The following is a 24,421-nucleotide window of genomic DNA, read 5'->3' on the forward strand; positions in this document are numbered from 1 at the left end:
CTATGACGCCAGAGCGACCTGACGTAACAGGGGACCGGACCAATGGGAACGCGATGCGGCGGGCGCTGGCTCGCGCGCGCGATGGGAAGACGCTCGATGTCGCCGAGGCCGCCGTGTTGTTGCGGGCCCGGGGAGCCGATCTGGACGTGCTGCTCGAACACGCCGGGCGGGTCAGGGACGCGGGTCTCGCGGCGGCCGGGCGGAGCGGTGTCGTCACCTACAGCAGGAAGGTTTTCATCCCGCTGACGAGGTTGTGCCGGGATCGATGCGGTTACTGCACGTTCGCGACCGCGCCACATCGGCTGGAGAGCGCGTTCCTCGGGCCTGACGAGGTGCTGGAGATCGCTCGCCAGGGTGCGGCGCTCGGCTGTAAGGAAGCCCTGTTCACGCTCGGCGACCGCCCGGAAGATCGCTGGCACCAGGCGCGGGAATGGCTGGACGCCCACGGATACGACGACACGCTGTCCTATGTCCGGGCGATGGCCATCCGCGTCCTGGAAGAGACCGGCCTGCTCCCGCATCTGAACCCCGGCGTGCTGACCTGGCGCGATTTGCAGCGGCTGAAGCCGGTCGCCCCTTCCATGGGCATGATGCTGGAAACCACCTCAGAGGCCCTCTTCCTGACAAAGGGAGCAGCCCACTACGGTTCCCCCGACAAGGATCCCGCGGTACGGCTCCGCGTCCTGGAAGACGCGGGACGGTCGAATGTCCCGTTCACGACCGGAATCCTCATCGGCATCGGCGAAACCATCGAGGACCGCGCCGAGTCGATCTTCGCGATCCGCCGGGTCGCCCGCGAGTACAGCGGGATCCAGGAAGTCATCGTCCAGAACTTCCGCGCCAAACCCGACACCGCCATGCGCGGCCTGCCCGACGCCGACCTGCACGAACTGGCCGCCACCATCGCGGTCGCGCGCCTGGTCCTCGGCCCCCGGACGCGCATCCAGGCCCCGCCGAACCTGATCGGCGCGGAGTACGCGCTGATGCTCCGCGCCGGAATCGACGACTGGGGCGGCGTTTCCCCGCTCACCCCCGACCATGTCAACCCCGAACGCCCATGGCCGCACATCGACGAACTGGCCACCCGCAGCGCCGACGCCGGATTCACCCTCCGGGAACGTCTGACGATTTATCCGGAATATGTGCTCGCCGGGGAGCCGTGGCTCGACCCCCGGCTGCGCGAGCATGTGGCCGCGCTCGCCGATCCGGCGACCGGGCTGGCCCGCGAGGACGCGGTTCCGGTCGGGCGTCCGTGGCAGGAACCGGATGGAGGGTTCGTTTCCATCGGGCGTACGGATCTGCACACGGCGGTGGACTCCGAAGGACGTACCAACGATCGCAGGGATGACTTCGACCACGTTTACGGGGACTGGGACGCGTTGCGGGAGCGCCTGCCCGCCGGAAGCGCGCCGGTGGGCGGGGACGTCCGGGAGGCGTTGCGGCAGGCTGAGAAGGATCCGGCCGGGCTCACCGACGCGCAGGCGCTGGCCCTGCTCGGGCTCGCGGGCGACCAGAACGGTGCCGGTGCCGACGACGACGGCCTGGCCGAGTTGGCCAGGATCGCCGATGGCCTGCGTCGCGACGCCGCCGGGGACGATGTCACTTATGTCGTGAACCGGAATATCAACTTCACCAACGTCTGTTACACCGGCTGCCGTTTCTGCGCGTTCGCCCAGCGGCGTACCGACGCCGACGCGTACACCCTCAGCCTCGACCAGGTCGCCGACCGCGCCGAGGAAGCCTGGGCGGCCGGGGCCACCGAGGTGTGCATGCAGGGCGGCATCCATCCGGATCTGCCCGGCACGGCCTACTTCGACATTGCGCGGGCGGTCAAGGCGCGCGTGCCGGACATCCACGTGCACGCGTTCTCGCCGATGGAGGTGATCAATGGGGCAAGCCGTACAAACCTGTCCATCGAAGACTGGCTGACCGGCGCCCGCGAAGCAGGCGTCGACTCCCTCCCCGGCACTGCCGCCGAAATCCTCGACGACGACGTCCGCTGGGTCCTCACCAAGGGCAAACTCCCCACCCGCGAATGGATCGACGTCATCACCACCGCCCACCGCCTCGGCATCCCCACCACCTCAACGATGATGTACGGCCACGTCGACACCCACAGCCACTGGGTCCAGCACATCCGCCTCATCCGCCGCATCCAAGAACAAACAGGCGGCTTCAGCGAGTTCGTCCTCCTCCCCTTCGTCCACCACAGCTCCCCCATCTACCTGGCCGGCGTCGCCCGCCCCGGCCCCACCCCCCGCGAGAACATCGCCGTCCATGCCCTCGCCCGAATCCTCCTCCACGGCGCCATCGCCAACATCCAATGCTCCTGGGTCAAACTCCGCGACGACCTGTGCCGCACAGTCCTCACCGCCGGAGTAAACGACCTGGGCGGCACCCTCATGGAAGAAACCATCAGCCGAATGGCCGGCTCCGAAAACGGCTCCTACAAAACCATCACCGACCTGGCCGCCATGGTCGCCCCCACCGGCCGCCCCCTCCGCCAACGCACCACCTCCTACGGCACCCCCTCCGCAGAGAGACAGGCCGCGGCCCGGGCCAGCGACGGAGTATGCGGCACCGTGCGACGGGTGCTCCCGCTGGTGTGATCGACGGAGATGGGCCCTCAGGCGTTCGGATTGCCCTGGTCTGTGCCAGGCTCGCGCGAGATTCGGGCGGTGACCGCCTACGACCACTGAACCCTTGGAATAGATCATCTAGCCAATACTCGCCGGTAACGTAGAGTGCGGTGGCGAGGGCGTCCAGATCCGTGTGCACCAAGCCAGCGGTGTCAGCGGGCCTGCCGCACGCCTTCGATGTATTCCATGATCTTCGGCAGGTCATCGGGGGCCAACCACGGGACCTGATTGCTGATCCCCGCGCTGATCTCGGTCTTGTGATCGCGCCACAACGCCCCTGCAGCGGCCGAGATCTGCTGGTTCGCCTGCTGGTCGGCGCTCGCGTACGGGATGCCGATCGTCTCCCAGCGAGCGGTCAGCTCCCGCACGCGGGGGTCGTCCACCGGTGTGCCATCCTCCAGGTGCCGCTTGAACGCGCGGAGGAGTTCCAGCCACTCCATCTTGGTGGCCTCCACGGCCTCTGCGCCCAGGTCCGTCCTGCGCTGGGCCAGCAGTTCGCGCTGCTCTTCCGTGAAGTACGTCTCGTTCACCGAAATCATCTCCAAGGTCGTCATGAATTGATCGGGGTCTGGCATGACAGCGGCGTCGAGTCGCCCGATCAGCCCACGCAGCTGGTCGCTCAACCGGGCTGCGCGGATGGCCTGCGCCTCGAACTCGGCCAGTTGCGCCGCGAACAGGTCGCGCAGCGTGCCCAAGTCGTCCGACGAACGCGTGAGCGCCGTGGCGATCTCCTCCAGCGAGAGGCCAAACCGCTGTAGGGCCCGTACGCGATATAGCCGGCGCACGTCGGACGCCGTGTAGCGGCGGTGCCCGGAAGCGGTCCGCTCCGCCGGGCGGACGAGGCCGATCTCGTCGTAGTGATAGAGCGTCCGGACAGTGATCCCAGTCCTGCGGGACATCTCCCCGATGCTCCAGCGCAGCTCGTCGTCGTTGTGCATGCTCAGAACGTAGGACCTCCCGCTACGGGAGGTGCAAGCCCGGGCAGGGTGAGTCGCATGGCAGCGGAGGGCGCGGGGCGGAGGCCAAAGACGGCCGGGCAGCTTCCCGGCCGCGGGCCCAGCTTCGGCGTGTGCCCACGAAGGCGTCGGCCGCACCGGCAGCTGGTCACACCAGCGCCCGGCCCTTACCGTATAAAGACATGAACGATCTTCCGCGAGGGCAGGAAGCCCTGATGATCAATGTCCGTGAGGCGCTCGTCCTGGCCGGCCTGTCCCCCCACCTCGACCGAGAGAGTGATCCCGCACGTGATCTCGGCGGATTCGGCCTGTCCCCGGAGGGCGAAGCGTCCGTGCGCGTGAGGTGGATGTACCACGGTGACCTGTTCGACGCGATCTACTCCGCCTCCGCCGCACAACGCGATCCGCAAGATCGTCCATCGCCCGCCTGGGCTGACCGGGTCGACGAGATCATGAAGCGTGCGATGGCGGAAATCCTCTGGACCGGCGGGTTCACCGTGACGCTGCGTTCCTCTTCGGCTCCCGGCGATGGCTCACCCAGCGCATCCTCACTACTGGTCGGCCCACCGCATCCCAGAGACGACGCACTGCCCGGAGAATGATGGGACCCGCGCTTAGGTGTGTTGTCCCCTGGTTCGGGTTTGAGGCGGTGCCACCCCGACCCCTGGAATCAATCATCTAGGGCGTGGCGGCACAATTCCTCCCAGCCCTTGACCGCGTCGCTGGTACCGAACCGGATATCCCATTGACCGGACGGTGACCCGGTCTCCCCGCTTGGGGCTCATGCTGAGACCTCCATAGGGCCGAAATCGCCCCTTTGTGGCCTTGCGCGCCTTGGCGTAGTGCGAGGGATCGGCCTTGATTCGGGCGGTTGCCCGCCAGCCTGCGATCTGGCGACGTGCCGAGGGCCATGCCTCGTCAGACGTCACACCTGTTGGGCATGCCAAGCCTGGGTGCGGGGGCGTTGGCGCTATGGGCTGGTGGTTAGCCGGGGTCGCCGTAGTGGTTGCAATGGGGGCAGGCCATTGTTGGGGTGCCTTCGTGGATTGTGCAGGCGCATGGGAAGTGGCCGCAGTAGAGGGAATTGGAGCCTGGGGTGCCGTTCGCGTTGCGGATTTTGGTTTCGCCGAGGCTGATGATTTGGAAGGCGTGTGGGGTCGAGTCGTCGTTTGTGATCTGGATTTGCCAGTTGTTCGCGGGGCGGTCGAGAGAGACGCGTACCAGGTATACGTCGTATTCTTTTCTGAGCCAGGTTGCGGAGCCTACGACATGGTCGTCGGGGTCGACGATGGGCTGGGCGTTGGGGAATTCCGTCAGGGTCACGGATGGGCCTGAGTCGGCCTTGAGTTTGATCATCGGTGGTCGTAGGGGGACGCGGGAGCCGTTGTGGCCGAAGTCGACGACTCGGAGGAGCATCGTGCGCTCGGAGTAGGGGGTGTCGAACCCGACGAAGTGGCTGGACTCTCCGGCGTCCAGGTGGAGCGGAGCTGATGAACTGAGTAGTTGCTCGGATTTCATGACTTAACCACCCACAATCTGATGGTGCTGGTCTCTTTCCGGGCTTTCTCACACCGGTTGATCTATGAGTATTTATTACTTAGAAAGTCGTGATCTGGACGACCGCAGCGGCGAATCGTCTGGTCGGCGGCTATGCGACTCTCTGTAGGACGGGTTTCTGGTTGATATGTGCCCTCATCGGCTGGTCGGTCCACAGAAGGTATGGCAAATTAACGCTAATTCTCGCGCAAGAGTGGGCTGTAGCTGATTGGTCAGCGGATGACGGTGTAGTCGGCTGGATTTCTGGGCGCGCGGTCGCGGGGTGGGGAGGCTGGATGGCCGATGGCTACCGTGCCCATGGGGTCCCATGTGTCGGGGAGGTCGAGGACCTGGCGGACGGTGGGGCGGCAGAACATGGTGGAGGAGACCCAGGCGGAGCCCAGGCCCTCGACCGCCAGCTGGATGAGGAAGTTCTGGACGCCCGCGCCGGTGGCGACGATGAACATCTCGCGTTCCGCGGTGTTCCTGCGGGGGTCGGGGTAGGTGTGGGAGCCGTCCATGACCAGGCAGGGGACCGCCAGGTAGGGGGCGTTTCGCAGGACGTCGCCGCGGCGGAGGCGTTTGGCTATCGAGGATTCGGTGAAGCCGTCGGCGCGGAGGTCGGTGGTCCAGGCTTCGCGCATCGCGTCCAGGAGGGCGGTGCGGGTGGTGGGGTTTTCGAGGAGGACGAAACGCCAGGGGGTGGTGTGGTGGGGGGCGGGGGCGGAGATGGCGGCGGCCACGGCGCGGTGGACCGCGGCGGGGTCCACGGGGGTGGGGGCGAACTCGCGGATGGTACGGCGGGCGTAGACGACGTCGGCGGAGCCGTGGCGGAACAGGTCATCGCCGGCGGGACGGAGGAGGGCGGTGACGCCGGGGCCGTCGGTTTCGGTGATCAGGTGGGGGAGGCCGCGGACGATCGCGATCGGGATCCCGGCGAGCTTTCCTTTGGCCAGTTCGGCGGCGGCGGCGATCTCGTCGATCAGGGCGGTGACGGTGGCGTTGAGGGGGTTGCCGTAGGTGTCCGACTGGCCGCGATGGTCCTCGAGCGGGCGGACTCCAGCCGCGCCGATCGCCAGGTCGGTCAGACCGTGACGCCAAGGCCGCCCGAAAGTGTCGGAGACGATCACGCCGACATCGGCCCCCAGGCGCTCGCGGATCCCCGCCCGAATCCGCCGAGCTGAGGCATCGGCGTCCTCCGGAAGCAAAAGGATCGTCCCAGGCTCGGTATTCGACGCGTCCACCCCAGCGGCGGCCATCACAAAACCCTGCCGCGTCTCCGCGATAACCAGATCCCCGCGCCGCGCCACCACCCGCTGGGTCTCTTCCTCGATGGCCTCAGCCCGGCTCTCTCCCTGCCGCACCCGCCCCTCTGCCTTACTCACAATCTTCGACGTGACCACCAAAATGTCCCCATCGGCGACCTTCACCTGTGATTGGGTCACCAACCCCGCGATGTCATCCCCGGCCAAAACCTCCGGCAGACCTTCGATGCCCTCAATCTGAATCATCGTTCCTCGTCCTCAAGTCCACATTTGTCGGAGACGCCGGGCTGCTCGCCGCTATCCGGCGCCGATCACCTCTGCGTCGCTTCCCGCCGCACCGGCGCCAAAGGTGCCTGCCTTGTGCCACGACGCAGTACGACAGGCTGGTGCCGCTGGCCGTGGTCGCTGGCCTGCTCGCCTCCACCCGGGATGTCGGGCTGCTCTCTGGTTGGCGGTGCGGTACTCGCATGGTCTTGCCCTGGTGGTCGGGTTGGTGCCGCGGGCCGTGGTTGCTGTTCTGCTTGCCTTCGCCGGTCGCTCTCTGGTTGGCGGTGCGGTACTCGCATGGTCTTGCCCTGGTGATCGGGTTGGTATCGCTGGCCTTGGTTGCTGGCCTGCTCGCCTGCGCCCGGGGATGTCGGGCTGCCTCTGGCCGATGGTGCGGTCGGCATGGGGCGGAGGTGCTGGAGTCCGCGGTCATCGTTCGATGGCCTTATCCGGCGGCGAGGCTGAGGGCGAGGGTTAGGGCGGCTTGGGCGAGGGTGCGGGTGGTTTCGGGGGCGGTCATGAGGAGGGGGTGGGGTTCGACTGTTATGTCGGGGTGGGTGGTGGAGGCGTCTTCTTCGGCTACTAGCCAGCCGTTGAGGAGGGGGGTGCCGTACAGGTCGAGGACGGATTGGGCGGTGGTTTCGCGGCCGATGGCGGTGAGGCAGGCGTCGGCCATGCCGCGGACGGGGGAGCCGTTGATGATGGGGGAGACGCCGACGACGGGCTTTCTTTCCAGGGCGGGGCGGATGCCGGGGATCTGGAGGATCGTGCCGATGCTGACGACGGGGTTGGACGGGGGCAGGATGACCACGTCGGCGGCTTCGATGGCGTCCAGGACGCCGGGGGCCGGTTTGGCGTCGGCGGCGCCGACCAGGACGATCTCCTCGGCGGGGATGGCGGCGCGCAGGCGGACCCACCATTCCTGGAAGTGCACGGCGTGGCGGCCGGTGTCGTCGGTGATGACGACGTGGGTTTCGGTGCGGTCGTCGGACATCGGGAGCAGGCGCACGCCGGGGCGCCAGCGGGCGCAGAGGGCCTCGGTGACCTGGGAGAGCGGGTATCCGGCGGCGAGCATCTGGCTGCGGATGATGTGGGTGGCGAAGTCGCGGTCGCCCAGGCCGAACCACTGGGGTTCCATGCCGTAGGCGGCGAGCTCCTCCTTGACGGTGAACGTTTCAGCGGCCCGGCCCCAGCCCTGATCCTCGTTGATGCCGCCGCCCAGCGTGTACATCACCGTGTCGAGGTCGGGGCAGACCCGGAGTCCGAAGAGGGTGATGTCGTCGCCGGTGTTGCCGATCACGGTGATCTCGGCGTCGGGAGCTGCCGCCTGGAGGCCGCGGAGGAATCGGGCCCCGCCGATGCCGCCCGCGAGGGACACGATACGCATGACAGCCATCCTCGCACCGCCCACCGACATCCCCATCGCCCGGCCCGTCACCCCGGGACCCACGGCGTGGAGACGACACGAGAGCATGCCCACCGATATCCCCACCGCCCCCGCCACCCCCGGCACCACCGTGCGGGCGACGGGAGGGCATACCCACCGGCATCCGCACCGCCCCCGCCACCCGCGTGCGGGCGACGCGAGGGCATGCTCGCCGGCATCCGCACAGCCCACCCCACCACCCTCTCCACCTGCGATGACATGTCGGGATTTGTGAGGCATACGACACTCGGGGGATACGTGAGCTTGGTGGGTCAGCCGACGGCAAAGTCAGGCATGTGCGAAACTCGTCTTGGTATGCCCTTTGCATGCCGTTGGCTATCAGGGGGTCACTGTGATCAAGGTTGAACCGGCGAGGCTGCGTGAGCCCGCCGCTTGGATCATGCTCGCGGTGGTGTGCTCGGGCGTGTTATTCGGCCTTCTGACGTTCGTGACAGGCGGGTCCGGAGAGCCGTTCGGCTTGGTCTCGGGGACCGTGCTGCAGACGCTCAGCTCGGCCACCAGAGCGGCCTTGGCGGTGGGCGCCGTGGTGTTGACGACCCGGTTCGGCGCGCCGACGCCGAGGAGCCGGCTGATCGGCCTGATCGCCGCGGGGGCGCTCGCGATCGCGGTGGCGTTCGGTCTGCTCGGCGCGGTGCTGATGCTGTTCGGCGAGTTGAGCTTCGGGAGCAAGATCGTGGTCCTGCTGACCGCGCTGCCCGAGATCGCGCTGATGGCCGTGGCCGCGGTGTACGTGCTCGCCACGCTCGCTCCCGCGGCCGCCAAGCCGGCGAGAGTTCAGGGCAGGAACACGGAGCCGTTCTTCGGCGGCTACCAGAACGACGGATTCCAGGGTTACGGCTCGTACCCGTCCCCGGAGCCCAATGGCGCTCCCGTTCCCGCAGGTCCCGTTCAGGATCCCTCCGTCCCCTCCGCGTTGTCCGCCGCGCCGCACCAACAACATCCCGCACAGCCCGGCCTGGTGTACGACGATCCCGCCGATCGCACCCAGGACGCCTATGCGGCCCCGGTCTACGATCAGGGATACGCGTCCCGGCACGAAGTCGTTCAGCCTTCTGGGAACGGTTTCGGGGAGCCGTACCGCCCGCCCGTGAACGCGGCCCCGCAGCAGGCTCCCCAGCAGGCGCCGCCGCAGGGGCCGGTGTTCGACCAGCACGGGTACGCCGGGGACTCGCCGTCCTTCCCGCCGGTGACCTACAACGAGCCGACCTACAGCGAAACCACCTACAACGCCCCCGTGTACAACGAGCCTGTGTATCAGGAGCCGGTGTACAACGAGCCGGTCTACCAGGATCCCGCGTACCCGGCGAATCAGAGCAATTACGGAGGGTCGCCGTTGTCGGGGTATTCGGGGCCGCAGTTCGCGCAGCAGGCGTACGAGCCGTCCTACGAGGGCGACCTGCGGGAGCAGCAGCTCGCCCAGGCGTACCAGCAGGCGCAGTCCTACCAGCAGGCCCCCACGGCGCCCCAGCCGCCGCCGCAGCAGGTTCAGCAGCCGCAGCAGGTTCAGCAGCCGCAGCAGGTTCAGCAGCCGCAGCCGGTCCAGCCGCAGCCGGTCCAGCAGCAGGCGCTCCCGCAGGCGGTTCAGCAGCCCGCGCAGCCGGTGTACAACAGCCCGCTCGGGCATCCGCAGACGCGTGAGCCGTACCAGCAGGATCGGTTCCAGGGGGACCCGCTCAACGGGCCCGAGCAGACCATCCGTTACGGGGGCGATCCGCTCAGTAGTCCCGATCTTTCGCGTTACCAGGGTGATCCGCTCAGCAGCCCGGACGTTGGCCGTTATCTGGGCGATCCGCTCAGCGGGCCCGAGCGAGCGCGTTACCAGGGCGATCCGCTGAACGATCCGCTGCCCGGCAACGAATTGCTGGACCCCACCGCGATCTACAAGCCGGAGCGCCAGCAGGCAAAGCCCGAGGAAGGTGTGAGTAGAGAACAAGCAGCTCAGGGGGCCGATGGCAACCCGCATTGGTACGGTTCCGACCGCCGAGACCACTGATCGAGACCGCCAGATACCGGGGCAAGCATGTCTTTCCCCGGGTATCGGTATGCCGCTTGACGCCACACCTGAGACACGCGTGTAATTACAGCTGTGTTGTTACGCCTTCCTCAAGGTGGGTATGAGGACGGCGTCCATAGGGGGGCACCAGGTGCTGTTGGTGACGGGCGGGCGACAGGGAGGTGTGCAGTGACCGAACCGGTCATGGCACAGGCGCTCGACGGTGAAGATCTGGGTTGGCAGGAGCGCGCGCTGTGCGCTCAGACCGATCCGGAGGCGTTCTTTCCAGAGAAGGGCGGCTCCACCCGAGAGGCTAAGAAGGTGTGCCGAGCGTGCGAAGTGCGCGCGGAGTGCCTTGAATACGCATTGGAACACGACGAGCGATTCGGTATCTGGGGCGGGCTGTCGGAGCGGGAGCGACGGCGCATCAAGCGTCAGGCCGTCTGATTGAACATGATCGAAGTCTGATCGAAGCACGAAGCGATGCACGACGCGGGGGTCACGAACCAGTGGCCCCCGCGGGCTTCCTGGACTCCACGGGTTCCAGGGCCTTTCGGGTTCTTCGGGCCACGGGCCGAACCAGGGTTGGCATAAGGTAGGCCCGCAAAGCAGGACAAACCCCCGAACATTTCCGGAAATTTCCGGATAAATCGCCCGAAAGATCCCAAGGACCCCCGTGCAAACCCCGGTGCATTCGGTCACCGCCATCGTCGTCGCGCATGACGGCGCACGCTGGCTCAGAGAGACGCTCTCGGCGGTGCTGGGCCAGACCTATCGACCGGACCGGGTGGTCGGCGTCGACAACGGCAGCCGCGACGACAGCGCCAAGCTTCTCACCCAGGCGTTCGGCCCCAACGCGGTCGTCAGCATGCCCCGCTCGACCGGCTTCGCCGAAGCCGTCCACGACGTCATGCGCCGCCTCCCGCCCGCCGTGCAGGGCACCGAGTGGATCTGGCTCATCCACGACGACTGCGCCCCCGACCCGCGCGCCCTGGAGACCCTGCTCTGGGCGGCCGACCAGGACCAGAAAGCCGTCATCCTCGGTCCGAAACTCCGCGACTGGCTGGACCGCAAGCTCCTCCTGGAGATCGGTGTCACGGTCGCCAGGTCGGGCCGCAGGGAGACCGGCCTCGAACCGCGCGAGTACGACCAGGGCCAGCACGACCACGACACCAGCGGCATCAGGGACGTGCTCTCGGTGTCCACCGCCGGGATGCTCATCCGCCGCGACGTCTGGGATGAACTGTCCGGCCTGGACCCGAAGCTGCCGCTGTTCCGCGACGACCTGGACTTCTGCTGGCGGGCCCGCGCGGCCGGGCACCGGGTGCTGGCGGTGACCAGCGCCATGGCGTACCACGCGGAGGCGTCCAGCCGCCGCCGTCGCCGGATCGCGGCCAGCGACGACCATCCGCGCCGCCTGGCCCGCCGCTACGCCCTGTTCGTGATCATGATCAACCTGCCGTTCCTGGCGATGCTCTGGTCGATGCTCAGGAACACCTTCGGCTCCCTGCTCAGAACCGTGCTGTTCCTGCTGGCCAAGCAGCCCGCGCACGCGCTGGACGAGATCGTCGCGCTCGGCTCGGTGCTCTTCCATCCCGGCAAGCTGCGGCGCGCCCGCAAGGCCCGCAAACGGAACCGCAAGCAGGGCTACGCCCTCGTCAAACCCCTGTTCACCCCGCCGAGCGCGGCCATTCGCCGGATCTTCGACATGATCCGCGGCCAGCTCGCGGGCGCGGGCCCGATGGACTCCGCCGGACGCCACCACGCGGTCTCCGCCTCCCCGGAGGAGGAGGGCGAGGAGCTGCTCAACGACGACGGCAGCGTGCTGCGCAGGGTGTTCGGCAATCCAGGGGTACGGCTCTGCCTGCTCCTGACCGCCGTCACGGTGGCCGCGCACTGGCGGATGGCCACCGGCGGCCTGCTCGGCGGGGGCGCCCTGGTTCCGGTGGTGGGCGGCGCGTCCGATCTGTGGGATCTCTACCTGGAAGGGGAGCAAGCTCCCTATGTGGCGGTCCTCGCGGCCCTGTCCACGCTGTTCTTCGGGAAGATCTGGCTGGCCGTCGCGGTGCTGCTGCTCGGCTGCGTCCCACTGGCGGGATTTTCCGCTTATGCGGCGACGCGTCGCATCATTCCGTACGTCCCGGCGAGAGTCTGGCTGGCCGCCACCTATGCGCTGCTCCCGGTGGCGACCGGAGTCGTGGCCGAAGGGCGGCTCGGCTCGGCCGTGGTGATCGTGCTGCTGCCCGCCTACGCGTCCCTGGCCACCCGGGTGCTGTCCGACGAGGGCCGCCCGGCCCGCAGAGCGGCCTGGGGGCTCGGCCTGCTGCTGGCGGTTGGAACAGCCTTCGTCCCGCTCTTGTATGGCTTTGTGTTCGTTCTGGGCGCGCTGGCGGCCCTCTCCTTCGGCGGCGTCCGGCGCGGCGTCGGCGTCTCGCTGGCGATCAGCCTGGCGGTCCCCATCCTGCTGCTGTTCCCGTGGCTGGCCACATTCGCCGCGAATCCGACCAGAATCCTCCAGGAAGCCGGGCTCCCCCTGCCAGCGGACCCCCGCCTGCCCCCGGAAGCCCTCCTCACCCTCAACCCGGGCGGGCCGGGCACTCCACCGCTGTGGACCACAGCCGGACTGCTCGCGGTCGCCCTGGGCGCGCTGCTGCTCCGCCGCCACCAGCTGATCGTCGCCGTCGGCTGGGGCGTGGCGATCTTCGGCGTGCTGGTGGCCACCGTGGTCAGCCGCTTGTCGGCGTGGCCGGGCGTGCCGCTGGCGTTCGCCGCCACCGGCCTGCTGGTGTGCACCGCGCTGGCCGCGCACCGGGTCGCCGAGTTCCGCAAGGCCGGCGGCTGGCGCAGGTTCGGCGCGCTGCTGATCTCGCTGGTGGCGTTCGCGACCCCGCTGGCCGCCGCCGGGCTGTGGATCTACGTGGGCGCGCGCGGCCCGCTGACCTGGAACATCCGGGACCCGCTGCCGTCCCTGGCCGCCGTCAAGTCCGCTGACGGCGAGGGCACGCTGGTGCTGCGATCCTCGGGCGGCGCGTTGTCGTACACGCTGCTGCGCGGCCGCAGCCTGCTCATCGGCGAATCCGACGCCGCGGCCGCCGACCGGGAGGTCACGGCCGCCGTCGCCGGGCTGGCCTCCGGCCGGGGCGGGCAGGACGCGACGGCGCTCGCCGCCCGGGGCGTGCTGTTCGTGACCGTTCCCGCGCCGATCGACCCGCTGCTGCGCCGCGCCCTCGACTCGGAACCGGCGCTGACCCGGGTCATCCTGTCCAAATCATTGGGACTGTGGCGGATGGTGATCCCGGTGGCGCCGCCTGCGCCGCCTCCGCCGCTGGACTCCTTCCAGCGCGGCTGGCTGTGGGCGCAGGGCGGTCTGGTGGTGCTGGTGCTCATCCTGGCCGCGCCGGGCGCCCGCCCCGCCGAGCCGGAGGTCCAGTTCGAGGAGCAGGTCGCCGGAGAGCGGGTGCTGGTGTGAGACGCCTGATCGAGAACCGCTTCGGCCTGCTGGCCCTGGTCCTGATCGCGCTGGCCGCCGTGTACGGCGGCGCGTTCGTCAGCCGCCCCGCCCCCGCCAGGATCGCGCCCGTCCAGCCGGTCAAGGCCGCGATCGAGTCGGTCTCCACCGTCTGCCCCGACCCGGGCGGCGCGACCATCAGCGCGGTGACCCCGCCGGGCCCGCGCGGCTCCGGCAAGGCCGAGGTCCTGGACGGCGACAAGCCCGTCACCCTCTCCGAGGCCGGGCGGCTCTGGCAGAAGACCGCCGCCAAGGACGCCGACCCGATCAGGGTGGTCGCCACCGGCGCGATGGCCTCGGGCCTGGAGGCGGCCCGGATCAGCAGGACGCTGACCGGCGACGCCCGCGGCCTGTCCGGCGTGCGCTGCGTCGAGCCGGGCGCCAGCGCCTGGTTCGTCGGCCCTGGCCCGGCCGCCGCTGACCTCACCCTGCACGTGTCCAACGTGGAGGCCGCCCCCGCCGACGTCTCCTTCGTCGTGTACGCGGGCGAGGGCCTGGTCGTCACCGAGCAGTCCACCGGCATGGTCCTGAAACCGGGCGAGCACCGGACGGTCAAGCTCCGCGACGTGACCACCTCACCCCTGGTCATGGGCCTGCACGTGATCGCGACCCGGGGCCGGGTGACCGCCGCCGTGGAAGTCCTGCTCGGCCGCGGCAAGGGCGCCGACTGGCTGCCCCTGGCCGGTGAGCCCGCGACCCGCGTGGTCGTCCCCGGCATGCCCGGCAGCGCGGGCCAGCGCAAGCTGTACCTCACCGCCCCCGGCGAGCAGGACACCGTCGTCCAGGTCAAGGCCGTGCTCAAGGACGGCTCGTACGCCCTGAAGAACCGCGAGGACGTCAGCGTCCCCGCCGGCTCGACCACCACCATGGACCTGTCCACGGGCATCGGCGGCCAGCCGGCCGCGCTCGTGCTCACCTCGCAGGTCCCGATCGTGGCCGGACTGGAGATCACCGGCACCGGCGACCTGCGAGACGTCGCGTTCACCGCCGGGGCGCCCGCCATCGACCTCGGCAGCGTCGTCGCCGACGGCAGGGCGGGCAAGACCCAGACCTCGCGCCTGATCCTGTCCGCGCCCTTCGAAGCCGCCAACGTCCAGGTCCAGCTCCTCCCGAAGGAGGGCGCGCCCCCGGCCCCCACCGAGGTCGCGATCCCGGCCGGGCGCACCCGCGAGATCAAACTGGCCGGCGACGAGAAGGGCTTCAGCGTCGTGATCACCCCGCAGCCGGGCTCGGGGCCGGTCTACGGCGGCCGGGTGATCGAGGAGAAGACCTCCTCAGGCCAGCTCGTCACCGCCCAGCCGCTCCAGATGGCCAGAACCTGGGCCTTGGTCCCGCCGACCACCGATTCACCGCGAACCGTGCTGCCGTGATCAGTTGTCGTCGTACCCCGGATCCACCACCTCCGGGGTGAGGCCCAGCAGGTCGGCGACCTGCTCCACGACCACCGAGTGCACCAGACCGGCCAGATGTTCGCGATCCCGGGCGCGCGCCTCCATCGGCCGCCGGTAGACCACGATCATGGCCGGTTCGCCGCGCGCCGCCGGTTCGGCCCGCCCGAACGGGATCGGATCCGAGGCCAGCCGCCCGGGGCCGTCGATCAGCTCGCTCGCCCGGGGCACCTCCTCCACCCCGAACTCCACCGCGGACAGCTCCCGGGACCAGCGCACCCGCAACCGGTCCACCGCGTCCAGCACGAGGTCGTCGAAACGCTCGCCGCGTGACTTGGCGATCGGCACGTGTGAGGGGGCCAGCGGGCCGCGCATGCCCCGGCCGTGGCGGTCGCGTCGTCGAGGACTCATCCGGCCAGCTTATTTGAGCCACGGAAAGGTCACGGACGGCCTCCTTAGGTGTCCGGATTGTGGCGACACGCTCGTTAAGAGGCGCGGGGTGGTGGCAATGTGCACGCGGACCGGATACGGTCCCTCCGTGAGCCCCGTCCGCAGCTGTTCCCGTACCGCCTGCAGGCAGCCTGCCGTCTTCACGCTCACGTACGTGTACGCCGACTCGACCGCAGTTCTGGGCCCGCTGGCGACGTACGTCGAGCCGCACTGCTATGACCTGTGCGCGGAACACGCCGAGCGGCTCACCGCGCCCCGAGGCTGGGAGGTGGTGCGGCTGCCGTACGAGCCGGGCGCCCCCAGTGGAGACGACCTGGAAGCCCTCGCCAACGCCGTGCGCGAGGCGGCGCGACCCGCGCCCGCCGCCGGGGAGCCGACCGGGCAGGCGGTCGAGGTGGGCCGCCGCGGTCACCTCCGCGTGCTCAAGTCCGCCCAACCTAACCGCGAACGCTGACCGGTTCGGCCCGATAGGCTCGAACCCGTAGTACTCGCGAATTTCTTAGGGGCTTGAGTGGGCGACCTCGCCACGATCTTCAAGGCGTACGATGTGCGCGGCGTGGTTCCCGGCGAACTGGACGAGGAGATCGCCGAAGCCGTGGGGGCCGCTTTCACCGAGATCACCGGGGCGACGTCGCTGGTGATCGCCCATGACATGCGGGATTCCTCCCGGCCGCTGGCCGCCGCCTTCGCGCGCGGCGCGACCGCCAGGGGCGCGGATGTGATCAACGCCGGGCTCGGCTCCACCGATCTGCTCTACTACGCCAGCGGCAGCCTGGATCTGCCCGGCGTGATGTTCACCGCCAGCCACAACCCGGCCCGCTACAACGGCATGAAGATGTGCCGCGCGGGCGCGGTGCCGATCGGCGGCGACACCGGCCTCACCGAGATCAGGGACCGGGCCGCCGAGCTGCTGGGCCGCCCGCTCGGCGACCCGACCGGCAGCGTCACGGAGAAGAACCTGCTGGCCGGTTACGCCGGCTATCTCAGATCCCTGGTGGACCTGGCCGGCATCCGGCCGCTCCGGGTGGTGGCGGACGCGGGCAACGGCATGGGCGGGCTGACCGTCCCCGAGGTGTTCGCCGGGCTGCCGATCGCGCTCAGCCCGCTCTACTTCGAGCTCGACGGCGACTTCCCCAACCACGAGGCCAACCCGCTGCAGCCGGAGAACCTGCGCGACCTGCAGCAGGCCGTGATCGACCAGGGCGCCGACATCGGGCTCGCCTTCGACGGCGACGCCGACCGCTGCTGGGTGATCGACGAGCGCGGCGAATCGGTCTCACCGTCCACGATCACCGCCCTGGTCGCCGCCCGCGAGCTGGCCAAGCACCCGGGTTCGGCGATCATCCACAACCTGATCACCTCGACCGGGGTGCCGGAGATCGTGCGCGAGCACGGCGGGATTCCGGTCCGCACCCGGGTCGGGCACTCCTTCATCAAGGCCGAGATGGCCAGGACCGGCGCGGTCTTCGGCGGCGAGCACTCGGCCCACTACTACTTCCGGGACTTCTGGTTCGCCGACTCGGGCCTGCTGGCCGCGCTGCACGTGCTGGCCGCGCTCGGCGAGCAGGACCGCCCGCTGTCGGAGGTGCTCGCCGGCTATGCCCGGTACGCGGCCTCCGGCGAGATCAACAGCACGGTGGCGGACCAGGCCGCCGCGATCGCCCAGGTGCGCGCGGTATTCCAGGTCCGCGACGGTGTTACGTTCGATGAGCTGGACGGTCTCACCGTGACCGGCCCCGACTGGTGGTTCAACTTGCGCGCGTCCAACACCGAGCCGCTGCTCCGGCTGAACGCCGAAGGCGCGGACGCGGCCTCGATGGCTGCGGTGCGCGACGAGGTTCTGAGAGAGGTACAAGGGATTTGAAGATCGACGACTGGCTGCTGGACATCCTGGCCTGCCCCTCGTGCAAGTCCCCGCTCCGGGCGTCCGCCGACAGCGACGAGCTGGCGTGCACCTCCGAATCCTGCGGGCTGGTCTATCCGGTGCGTGACGACATTCCGGTGCTCCTCGTGGACGAGGCCCGCAAGGCATGAACTGGCAGCCTGAGCAGCTCGACGACCAGGCATACCTGGCCGGAGGGGATAGCGCGGGCATGCTGGTCTCGGTCGCCTCCTCGGCCGCCCAGATCCGTACCGCGCACCGGGCCGCCGTGGAGTCCAATGTGGACACGATCGCGTCCGAGGGGCGGCCACGGGCGATCGTGGTGGCCGGGATGGGCGTCGCCGGGCTCGCCGGGGATGTGCTGGACGCGGTCTGCGGGTATGGCTCGTCGGTGCCGATCACGACCGTCCGGGGTTACCGGCTGCCCGGGTGGGTGGGCGCGGCCGACCTGGTGATGGCGGCCGGCGACGACGAGGAGACCCTGGCGGTCGCCGCCGAGGCCGCGCGGCGTGGTTGCCGCCTGCTGGCCGTCGGAAGTAAAGCCTCGTCCCTGCAGGCATTGGTTACCCGCCGGAACGCGCCTTTCGTGCCGACATCCCCCGGGCAGGGCCTGTGGGGTTATGCCGTCCCCCTGCTCACCGCCGCGGCCTCGCTCGGCCTGGTGGACGCGGGTGTCGATCTGTTCGAGTCGGTGGCCAAACGGCTGGAGGATGTGGCGCACCGGTGCCGCCCCTCCAGTGAGTCGTTCATCAACCCCGGCAAGACGCTCGCCGACGAGATCGCCGAGACGATTCCGATGATCTGGGGCTCGTCCCGGCTGATGGCCGTCGCCGCGCACCGGCTGGCCACCCGGCTCAACGAGACCGCGCGCTATCCCGCCCTCTGGGGGGAACTCCCCGAGGCCGGGCACAACCAGGTCGCCGCCTTCGACGGCCCGATCGCCCAGCGTGACATCTTCGCCGACGAGCCCTCTCGCTCGCTGCGCCTGCTCGTCCTCCGCGACGCGGAGGAGCATCCGCAGGCCGCCAAGGCCCGCCAGCTGGCCGTACGGCTCGCGCAGGACCGCGGCGTGCACGTCTCCGAAATCGCCGCGGAACCCGGCCATGCGCTGGAACGCCTGGCTACGGTGATCGCCCTGGGCGACTACGCCGCCGTCTATCTGTCGCTCGGTTACGGCATCGATCCGGCCCTTGTCTCGGCGATCGCCGAACTGAGGGCAAGAATTGGCCAATAGGATCGCCTTGGTCGAGTTCTTGAGGAGTGTTGCGTGAGCGCGGGTAGCGGTACCAAGGCGATCATCGCGGCGTTGGCCGCCAATCTGGCCATCGCGGTGGGGAAATTCGTGGCGTTCCTGTTCACGGGTTCGTCGTCCATGCTCGCGGAATCGGTGCACTCGGTCGCCGACTCGGGCAACCAGGCGCTGCTCCTGGTGGGCGGGAGGCGCGCGGCCCGTGACCGCACCCCGGCACACCCCTTCGGCTACGGCCGGGAGCGCTACTTCTACGCCTTCGTGGTCGCGGTGGTGCTGTTCACCATCGGCGCGGTCTTCTCGCTGTACGAGGGCTATCACAAGATCTCGCACCCGGAGGAGATCACCTCGCCGCAGTGGGCGTTCGGGGTGCTGATCTTCGCGATCATCGCGGAGACGTTCTCGTTCCGCACCGCCATCGTGGAGTCCAACCACGTGCGCGGCACGCAGTCGTGGGTGTCGTTCATCCGCAGGTCCAAGTCGCCCGAGCTGCCGGTGGTGCTGCTGGAGGACCTGGGCGCGCTGCTCGGCCTGATCTTCGCGCTGTTCGGCGTGGCGATGGCGGTCATCACCGGGGACGGGATCTGGGACGGCATCGGCACCCTCATGATCGGCGTGCTGCTGGCCATCATCGCGGTGATTCTGGCCCTGGAGACCAAATCGCTGCTGATCGGCGAGGGCGCAGGCCCCGAGATGGAGCAGCAGATCCGCACCGCGCTGGAGAGCGCGCCCGAGGTGACCAGGATCATCCACATGCGGACGCTGCACCTCGGCCCCGAGGAGCTACTGGTGGCCGCCAAGATCGCCGTGGATCACGACGACACGGCGGCCGAGGTGGCGCGCGGCATCGACGAGGCCGAGCAGCGCATCCGCGCCCAGGTCCCGATCGCCCGGGTGATCTACCTGGAGCCCGACCTCGACCGCGCCAACGGCAAGCTACCGGCCGCGGAGTAGCCGCAGCGCCTTCTCCTTCTCGAAGTCCAGGGCCCGGCGCGGCGCCTGGATCCGCCCGATCCGCAGGCCCAGGTCCCGTACGGCCTGGGCCACCGCCGGCTCCGACAGCGCCCGGAGCGCGAAGGCCAGCTCCGCGGGGGACACGTCGAAGCGCCGTTCCAGCTCGACCGCCTGGGTGACGGCCGCCAGCTCCTCCTCGCCGAACCGCCGGTGTGACCCCTTCTCGCGGACCGGCGGCAGCAGTCCGAGCGCTTCTCGGTAGCGGAGCATGCGCGGGGACATCCCCAGCCGCGCCGCCGCTTCGGTTATCCGCATCCGCCTATTCTTACATTCTTGTGTGAGGTTTGGCCCTCCGAGTAGGCGAGAGGGTCGATCGGCCCCTTAAACTCGCAGATGTCGTTACGAGAGGGGACACCCCAGATGGACTTCAAGGTCGCCGACCTTTCGCTTGCCGGCTTCGGCCGCAAGGAGATCCGACTCGCTGAGCACGAGATGCCGGGCCTGATGGCGACCCGCAGCGAGTTCGCCGCCAGCCAGCCCCTGCGCGGCGCGAAGATCATGGGCTCGCTGCACATGACCATCCAGACCGCCGTCCTGATCGAGACGCTGGTCGCGCTCGGCGCCGACGTGCGCTGGGTCTCGTGCAACATCTTCTCCACCCAGGACCACGCCGCCGCCGCCGTCGTGGTCGGCCCCGAGGGCACCCCCGAGGAGCCCAAGGGCGTGCCCGTCTTCGCCTGGAAGGGCGAGACGCTGGAAGAGTACTGGTGGTGCACCGAGCAGGCGCTCGCCTGGCCGGACGGCACCGGCCCCAACATGATCCTGGACGACGGCGGCGACGCCACCCTGCTCGTGCACAAGGGCGCCGAGTTCGAGAAGGCCGGCGCCGTGCCGACCGCGAGCGAGGACGATCCCGAGGAGTGGGGCATCATCCTCGACCTGCTCCGCCGCACCGTGACCGACGCCAAGCGCTGGACGGCCATCGCCGCCGAGATCAAGGGCGTCACCGAGGAGACCACCACCGGCGTGCACCGGCTGTACGAGATGTTCAACAACGGCCAGCTGCTCTTCCCGGCCATCAACGTCAACGACTCGGTGACCAAGTCCAAGTTCGACAACAAGTACGGCACCCGCCACTCGGTGCTGGACGGCCTCAACCGGGCCACGGACGTGCTCATCGGCGGCAAGGTGGCCGTGATCTGCGGTTACGGCGACGTCGGCAAGGGCTGCGCGGAGGCCCTGCACGGCCAGGGCGCCCGGGTCATCGTCACCGAGATCGACCCCATCTGCGCCCTCCAGGCGGCGATGGACGGCTACCAGGTCACCACCCTGGAGGACGTGGTCGGCAGCGCCGACATCTTCGTCACCACGACCGGCAACTTCGGCATCATCACCGCCGACCACATGGCCGAGATGAAGCACAACGCGATCGTCTCCAACATCGGCCACTTCGACAACGAGATCGACATGGCCGGTCTGGCCCGCATCCCGGGCATCGTGAAGGAGGAGGTCAAGCCCCAGGTGCACACCTGGACCTTCCCCGACGGCCACCAGATCATCGTGCTCGCCGAGGGCCGCCTGATGAACCTGGGCTGCGCGACCGGCCACCCGTCGTTCGTGATGTCCAACTCCTTCACCAACCAGGTGATCGCCCAGATCGAGCTGTTCACCAAGACCGAGCAGTACCCGATCGGGGTCTACGTGCTGCCCAAGCACCTGGACGAGAAGGTCGCCCGGCTGCACCTGGACGCGCTCGGGGTGAAGCTGACCACGCTCACCAAGAAGCAGGCCGAGTACATCGGGGTGGATGTCGAGGGTCCGTACAAGCCGGATCACTACCGGTACTAGAACGTTGAGGGGCCCCTTCGCGGGGCCCCTCGAACGGGGGAGTCGTGGACGGATCGCTGGCCGAGGCCGGGGAACGGCGGATCGGCTGGGCCTCGCGGTCGATGCCGGTGCTGACGGCGGTCGGGGCGCGGTTCGCCGGGGAGCGGCCTTTCGAGGGCGTACGGATCGCGGCCTGCCTGCACGTGACGGCGGAGACCGCGGTGCTGATGGGCGCGCTCCGGGCGGGGGGCGCGGAGATCGCGCTCGCCGCCTCCAACCCGCTGTCTACGCAGGATGACGTGGCGGTCGCGCTCGGCGACTACGGGATCGCCGTGCACGCCCGTGCCGGGGTGGATCGGGATACCTACTACCGGCATATCCATCGCGCGCTGGATATTTCGCCGGATCTGGTGCTCGATGACGGGTGCGATCTGGTCAATATCCTGCACACCGAGCGGACCGAGATCCCGGTGCTCGGCGGTTGCGAGGAGACCACGACGGGGATCATCCGGCTCCGCCAGATGGCCGCGGAGAACGCGCTGAAGTTCCCGATGGTGGCTGTCAACGACACCCGTACCAAGCGCATGTTCGACAACCGCTATGGCACCGGGCAGTCGACGTTCGACGGCATCATGCGGGCGACAAATGCGCTCTTGGCGGGGCGTACGGTGGTGGTCGCCGGGTTCGGCTACTGCGGTCGGGGTGTCGCGGAGCGCGCCAAGGGCCTGGGCGCCCGCGTGATCGTCACCGAGATCGACCCGGTGAAGGCCCTGGACGCCTCCATGCAGGGCTACGAGGTGCGATCCATGGCCGAGGCCGCCTCGATCGGCGACGTCTTCATCACCGTCACCGGCAATCGGGACGTGATTCGCGCCGAACACCTCGTCGAGATGAAGGACGGCACGATCCTGGCCAACGCCGGCCACTTCGACGTCGAGATCGACGTCCGCGCCCTCGCCGACCTCGCGTCGGAGGTGCACCCTGGAATCCGTCCCAACATGGACGAATACCTCCTGAACGGCCGCCGCCTCCTCCTGCTCGCCGAAGGCCGCCTCGTCAACCTGGCCGCCGCCGAAGGCCACCCCGCCGCCGTCATGGACATGTCGTTCTCCGCCCAGGCACTCGCCGTCGCCTGGCTGACGGGCGAACACTCCCGCCTCGCACCCGGCGTTTACGACGTCCCCACCGAGATCGACACCCAGGTGGCCGGCCTGAAACTCGCCGCCACCGGGATCACCATCGACACCCTCACCCCCGACCAGGAGTCCTACCTGCACTCCTGGCGACTCGGCAGCTAGGGCTCGACGAGGCCGGAGCGGATGGCGTAGCGGGTCAGTTCGAGCCGGTCCCGCATGCCGAGCTTCTGCAGGATGTTCGCGCGGTGCCGGTCGACCGTCTTGACGCTGATGACGAGGGTCTGGGCGATCTCCTTGGCCGAATTGCCTTCGGCGATCAGCTTGACGATCTCCTCTTCCCTGGGGGTCAGGATGCTCTCCGGCAGGCGGTCGCCCTGCCGGGCGCGCTGCAGGTAGTCGCGGATGAGCGCGGTGATCGCGCCGGGGTAGAGGAAGGGCTCGCCCCGGATCGCCGCCCGGCAGGCCTCCAGAAGGTCCCGGTCGGCGACCGACTTGAGCACGTAGCCCGAGGCTCCCGCCTTGAGCGACTCGAAGAAGTACTGCTCGTTGTCGTACATGGAAAGCATCAGGATGCGGATGCCGGGCGCGCGGCGGGAGATCTCGCGGGCCGCCTGGATGCCGGTCATGCGCGGCATGGCGATGTCCAGGATGGCCAGGTCGACCTGGTCGGGGGCGGCGGCTTCGACGGCTTCCGCGCCGTCGGCCGCCTCGGCGACCACCATCAGATCGGGTTCGGCGTCGATGATCAGCCGCAGCCCGTGGCGCACCAGGGCGTGGTCGTCGGCCAGCAGGATCCGTGTCTTGTTCACAGGCCTCGCTCCGCAGTGCAGGGGATGACCAGGCGCACCTCGGTGCCGCCGCCGGGTGGGGAGTCGATCGTCAGGCGGGCGTGGATGAGCAGGGCGCGTTCGCGCATGCCCCGGATCCCGGCGCCGTCCTGGCGTACGTTTCCGCGTCCGTTGTCGCGGATGCGCAGCGTCACCGCGCCGGGATCCGCGGTGAGCGACAGCTCGACCCGGGTGGCGTGGGCGTGTCTGGCCACATTCGTGAGGCTTTCCTGGGCGATTCGGTAGAGGACGAGTTCGGCGTCCGCCCCGAGATTGGGCAGGTCGCCATCCACTTCGCGGATGACCGAGATCCCGCTGACCTGTGAGAAGTCGCTGCTCAGGGAGCTCATCGCGCTGTGCAGTCCGAGGTCTTCCAGGACGCCGGGGCGGAGGCGGCGGGCGACCTGCCGCACCTCGTCGAGGCTGGCGCGGACCGTCTCCTGGGCGGCGTGCAGCTCCTCGCGGAGGCTGTCGGGCGCGCGGTCGACCGCTCGCTTCAGGCCCAGCAGCACCACGGTCAGGCTCTGGCCGATCTCGTCGTGCAGCTCGCGGGCGATGCGCTGCCGCTCCCCCTCCTGCGCGGCCAGGGCGTGCGCGCTGCTCGCGCTGCGTTCGGCCTCCAGCCGGTCGAGCATGGCGTTGAAGGTATGGATGAGGTGGTTCAGGTCGCTGTTGCCGCTGTCGGCCATCCTGTCCCCGGTTCGCAGCAGGTCCACCCGCTGCATCAGCGTGGCGAGCGCGTCCAGCGGGGCCAGGCTGGTACGCAGCAGCAGCGCGTTGGCGGCCAGGATCAGCGCCAGCCCGACCGTCAGGACCGGCACCTCGGTCAGCAGGATCGGCGAGGACACGGTGGCCGGGGACAGGGCGAGCACGAGCGTTCCCGCCGCGAACACCAGCCCGTTGATCACGAACAGCCGCCAGAACAGCGCTTGGGCAGGGGTCCGGTCGCTCATATCACCAGCCTTTCGCCGCGGCGGCCCGCTGTCCATGCGGGTTGCCTCCCATCTCCGCAGGTCCTCTGCATGTCATACCCCGCAGAGATGGGTGCTGGGACCGATGGTGGCGGGCCCCTGACGTCACGAAGACTGAAGACGGAT

At 69.2% G+C, this 24,421-nt stretch carries 21 protein-coding genes; 13 read left to right on the forward strand and 8 right to left on the reverse strand.

The window, feature by feature from the left end:
* The first annotated feature begins 2 nt into the window (after window positions 1-2).
* Window positions 3-2,609, forward strand: a complete 2,607-nt coding sequence (locus tag ABGB08_RS30475; protein ID WP_347596900.1) for a bifunctional FO biosynthesis protein CofGH — start codon at window positions 3-5, stop codon at window positions 2,607-2,609.
* Between the two features lie 182 nt (window positions 2,610-2,791).
* On the opposite strand, the gene ABGB08_RS30480 is transcribed toward ABGB08_RS30475, so the two are convergent.
* On the reverse strand, window positions 2,792-3,577 hold the full coding sequence (locus ABGB08_RS30480) for a MerR family transcriptional regulator (RefSeq protein WP_347596903.1): 786 nt from the start codon (window positions 3,575-3,577) through the stop codon (window positions 2,792-2,794).
* Window positions 3,578-3,708: 131 nt separating this feature from the next.
* Here ABGB08_RS30480 and ABGB08_RS30485 point away from each other — a divergent pair, with 131 nt between their 5' ends.
* Entirely contained in the window at window positions 3,709-4,197 is a 489-nt protein-coding gene (locus ABGB08_RS30485) for a hypothetical protein (protein WP_347596906.1), read from the forward strand.
* A gap of 382 nt (window positions 4,198-4,579) precedes the next feature.
* On the opposite strand, the gene ABGB08_RS30490 is transcribed toward ABGB08_RS30485, so the two are convergent.
* The 3 genes from ABGB08_RS30490 to cofD all read right to left on the reverse strand — a co-directional run bounded on the left by ABGB08_RS30490 (window position 4,580) and on the right by cofD (window position 8,050).
* Window positions 4,580-5,113, reverse strand: a complete 534-nt coding sequence (locus ABGB08_RS30490; RefSeq protein ID WP_347596909.1) for a hypothetical protein — start codon at window positions 5,111-5,113, stop codon at window positions 4,580-4,582.
* Between the two features lie 251 nt (window positions 5,114-5,364).
* On the reverse strand, window positions 5,365-6,642 hold the full coding sequence (locus tag ABGB08_RS30495) for a coenzyme F420-0:L-glutamate ligase (RefSeq protein ID WP_347596912.1): 1,278 nt from the start codon (window positions 6,640-6,642) through the stop codon (window positions 5,365-5,367).
* Window positions 6,643-7,108: 466 nt separating this feature from the next.
* Complete coding sequence (gene cofD, locus ABGB08_RS30500; RefSeq protein ID WP_347596915.1) at window positions 7,109-8,050, reverse strand: 2-phospho-L-lactate transferase; 942 nt, start codon at window positions 8,048-8,050, stop codon at window positions 7,109-7,111.
* Window positions 8,051-8,441: 391 nt separating this feature from the next.
* On the opposite strand from cofD, the gene ABGB08_RS30505 reads away from it, so the two are divergent.
* The 4 genes from ABGB08_RS30505 to ABGB08_RS30520 all read left to right on the forward strand — a co-directional run bounded on the left by ABGB08_RS30505 (window position 8,442) and on the right by ABGB08_RS30520 (window position 14,981).
* A complete protein-coding gene (locus ABGB08_RS30505; RefSeq protein ID WP_347596918.1) occupies window positions 8,442-10,103 on the forward strand; it encodes a hypothetical protein in 1,662 nt (553 codons plus the stop codon).
* 204 nt (window positions 10,104-10,307) lie between these two features.
* On the forward strand, window positions 10,308-10,550 hold the full coding sequence (locus tag ABGB08_RS30510; RefSeq protein WP_155339096.1) for a WhiB family transcriptional regulator: 243 nt from the start codon (window positions 10,308-10,310) through the stop codon (window positions 10,548-10,550).
* Between the two features lie 229 nt (window positions 10,551-10,779).
* Window positions 10,780-13,572, forward strand: coding sequence for a glycosyltransferase family 2 protein (locus tag ABGB08_RS30515; protein WP_347596921.1), 2,793 nt, complete (start codon window positions 10,780-10,782; stop codon window positions 13,570-13,572).
* Complete coding sequence (locus ABGB08_RS30520; protein ID WP_347596924.1) at window positions 13,569-14,981, forward strand: DUF5719 family protein; 1,413 nt, start codon at window positions 13,569-13,571, stop codon at window positions 14,979-14,981. The genes ABGB08_RS30515 and ABGB08_RS30520 overlap by 4 nt, the downstream gene beginning before the upstream one ends.
* Here ABGB08_RS30520 and ABGB08_RS30525 read toward each other — a convergent pair whose 3' ends face one another.
* A complete protein-coding gene (locus ABGB08_RS30525) occupies window positions 14,982-15,410 on the reverse strand; it encodes a metallopeptidase family protein (RefSeq protein ID WP_347596927.1) in 429 nt (142 codons plus the stop codon). It lies immediately after the preceding gene.
* Between the two features lie 127 nt (window positions 15,411-15,537).
* On the opposite strand from ABGB08_RS30525, the gene ABGB08_RS30530 reads away from it, so the two are divergent.
* Genes ABGB08_RS30530 through ABGB08_RS30550 form a run of 5 tightly spaced genes read left to right on the forward strand, consistent with a single transcriptional unit; the run spans window position 15,538 to window position 19,534 of the window.
* Window positions 15,538-15,903 carry a DUF3499 domain-containing protein gene (locus ABGB08_RS30530; RefSeq protein WP_155339014.1) on the forward strand — a complete coding sequence of 122 codons (366 nt, stop codon included), beginning with the start codon at window positions 15,538-15,540 and terminating at the stop codon, window positions 15,901-15,903.
* Between the two features lie 57 nt (window positions 15,904-15,960).
* The gene (locus ABGB08_RS30535; RefSeq protein WP_347596931.1) at window positions 15,961-17,313 is read left to right on the forward strand and encodes a phosphomannomutase/phosphoglucomutase; all 1,353 of its coding nucleotides are present in this window, start codon (window positions 15,961-15,963) and stop codon (window positions 17,311-17,313) included.
* Complete coding sequence (locus ABGB08_RS30540) at window positions 17,310-17,483, forward strand: Trm112 family protein (protein WP_155348309.1); 174 nt, start codon at window positions 17,310-17,312, stop codon at window positions 17,481-17,483. The genes ABGB08_RS30535 and ABGB08_RS30540 overlap by 4 nt, the downstream gene beginning before the upstream one ends.
* Window positions 17,480-18,565, forward strand: a complete 1,086-nt coding sequence (locus ABGB08_RS30545) for an SIS domain-containing protein (RefSeq protein WP_347596935.1) — start codon at window positions 17,480-17,482, stop codon at window positions 18,563-18,565. Before ABGB08_RS30540 ends, ABGB08_RS30545 begins: the two co-directional genes overlap by 4 nt.
* 33 nt (window positions 18,566-18,598) lie before the next feature.
* Entirely contained in the window at window positions 18,599-19,534 is a 936-nt protein-coding gene (locus tag ABGB08_RS30550; protein ID WP_347596938.1) for a cation diffusion facilitator family transporter, read from the forward strand.
* Here the strand turns inward: ABGB08_RS30550 and ABGB08_RS30555 are convergent.
* The gene (locus tag ABGB08_RS30555) at window positions 19,517-19,849 is read right to left on the reverse strand and encodes a MerR family transcriptional regulator (RefSeq protein WP_155348306.1); all 333 of its coding nucleotides are present in this window, start codon (window positions 19,847-19,849) and stop codon (window positions 19,517-19,519) included. The genes ABGB08_RS30550 and ABGB08_RS30555 overlap by 18 nt on opposite strands.
* Window positions 19,850-19,954: 105 nt before the next feature.
* Here ABGB08_RS30555 and ahcY point away from each other — a divergent pair, with 105 nt between their 5' ends.
* The gene (gene ahcY / locus ABGB08_RS30560; RefSeq protein ID WP_347596943.1) at window positions 19,955-21,382 is read left to right on the forward strand and encodes an adenosylhomocysteinase; all 1,428 of its coding nucleotides are present in this window, start codon (window positions 19,955-19,957) and stop codon (window positions 21,380-21,382) included.
* Window positions 21,383-21,426: 44 nt separating this feature from the next.
* Window positions 21,427-22,659 carry an adenosylhomocysteinase gene (locus ABGB08_RS30565; RefSeq protein WP_347596946.1) on the forward strand — a complete coding sequence of 411 codons (1,233 nt, stop codon included), beginning with the start codon at window positions 21,427-21,429 and terminating at the stop codon, window positions 22,657-22,659.
* Here the strand turns inward: ABGB08_RS30565 and ABGB08_RS30570 are convergent.
* Window positions 22,656-23,306 carry a response regulator transcription factor gene (locus ABGB08_RS30570; protein ID WP_155354855.1) on the reverse strand — a complete coding sequence of 217 codons (651 nt, stop codon included), beginning with the start codon at window positions 23,304-23,306 and terminating at the stop codon, window positions 22,656-22,658. The genes ABGB08_RS30565 and ABGB08_RS30570 overlap by 4 nt on opposite strands.
* Complete coding sequence (locus ABGB08_RS30575) at window positions 23,303-24,277, reverse strand: histidine kinase (RefSeq protein ID WP_347596950.1); 975 nt, start codon at window positions 24,275-24,277, stop codon at window positions 23,303-23,305. The genes ABGB08_RS30570 and ABGB08_RS30575 overlap by 4 nt, the downstream gene beginning before the upstream one ends.
* Window positions 24,278-24,421 lie beyond the last annotated feature (144 nt).

This window comes from Acrocarpospora sp. B8E8 (assembly GCF_039871605.1).
GTDB lineage: Bacteria > Actinomycetota > Actinomycetes > Streptosporangiales > Streptosporangiaceae > Acrocarpospora > Acrocarpospora macrocephala.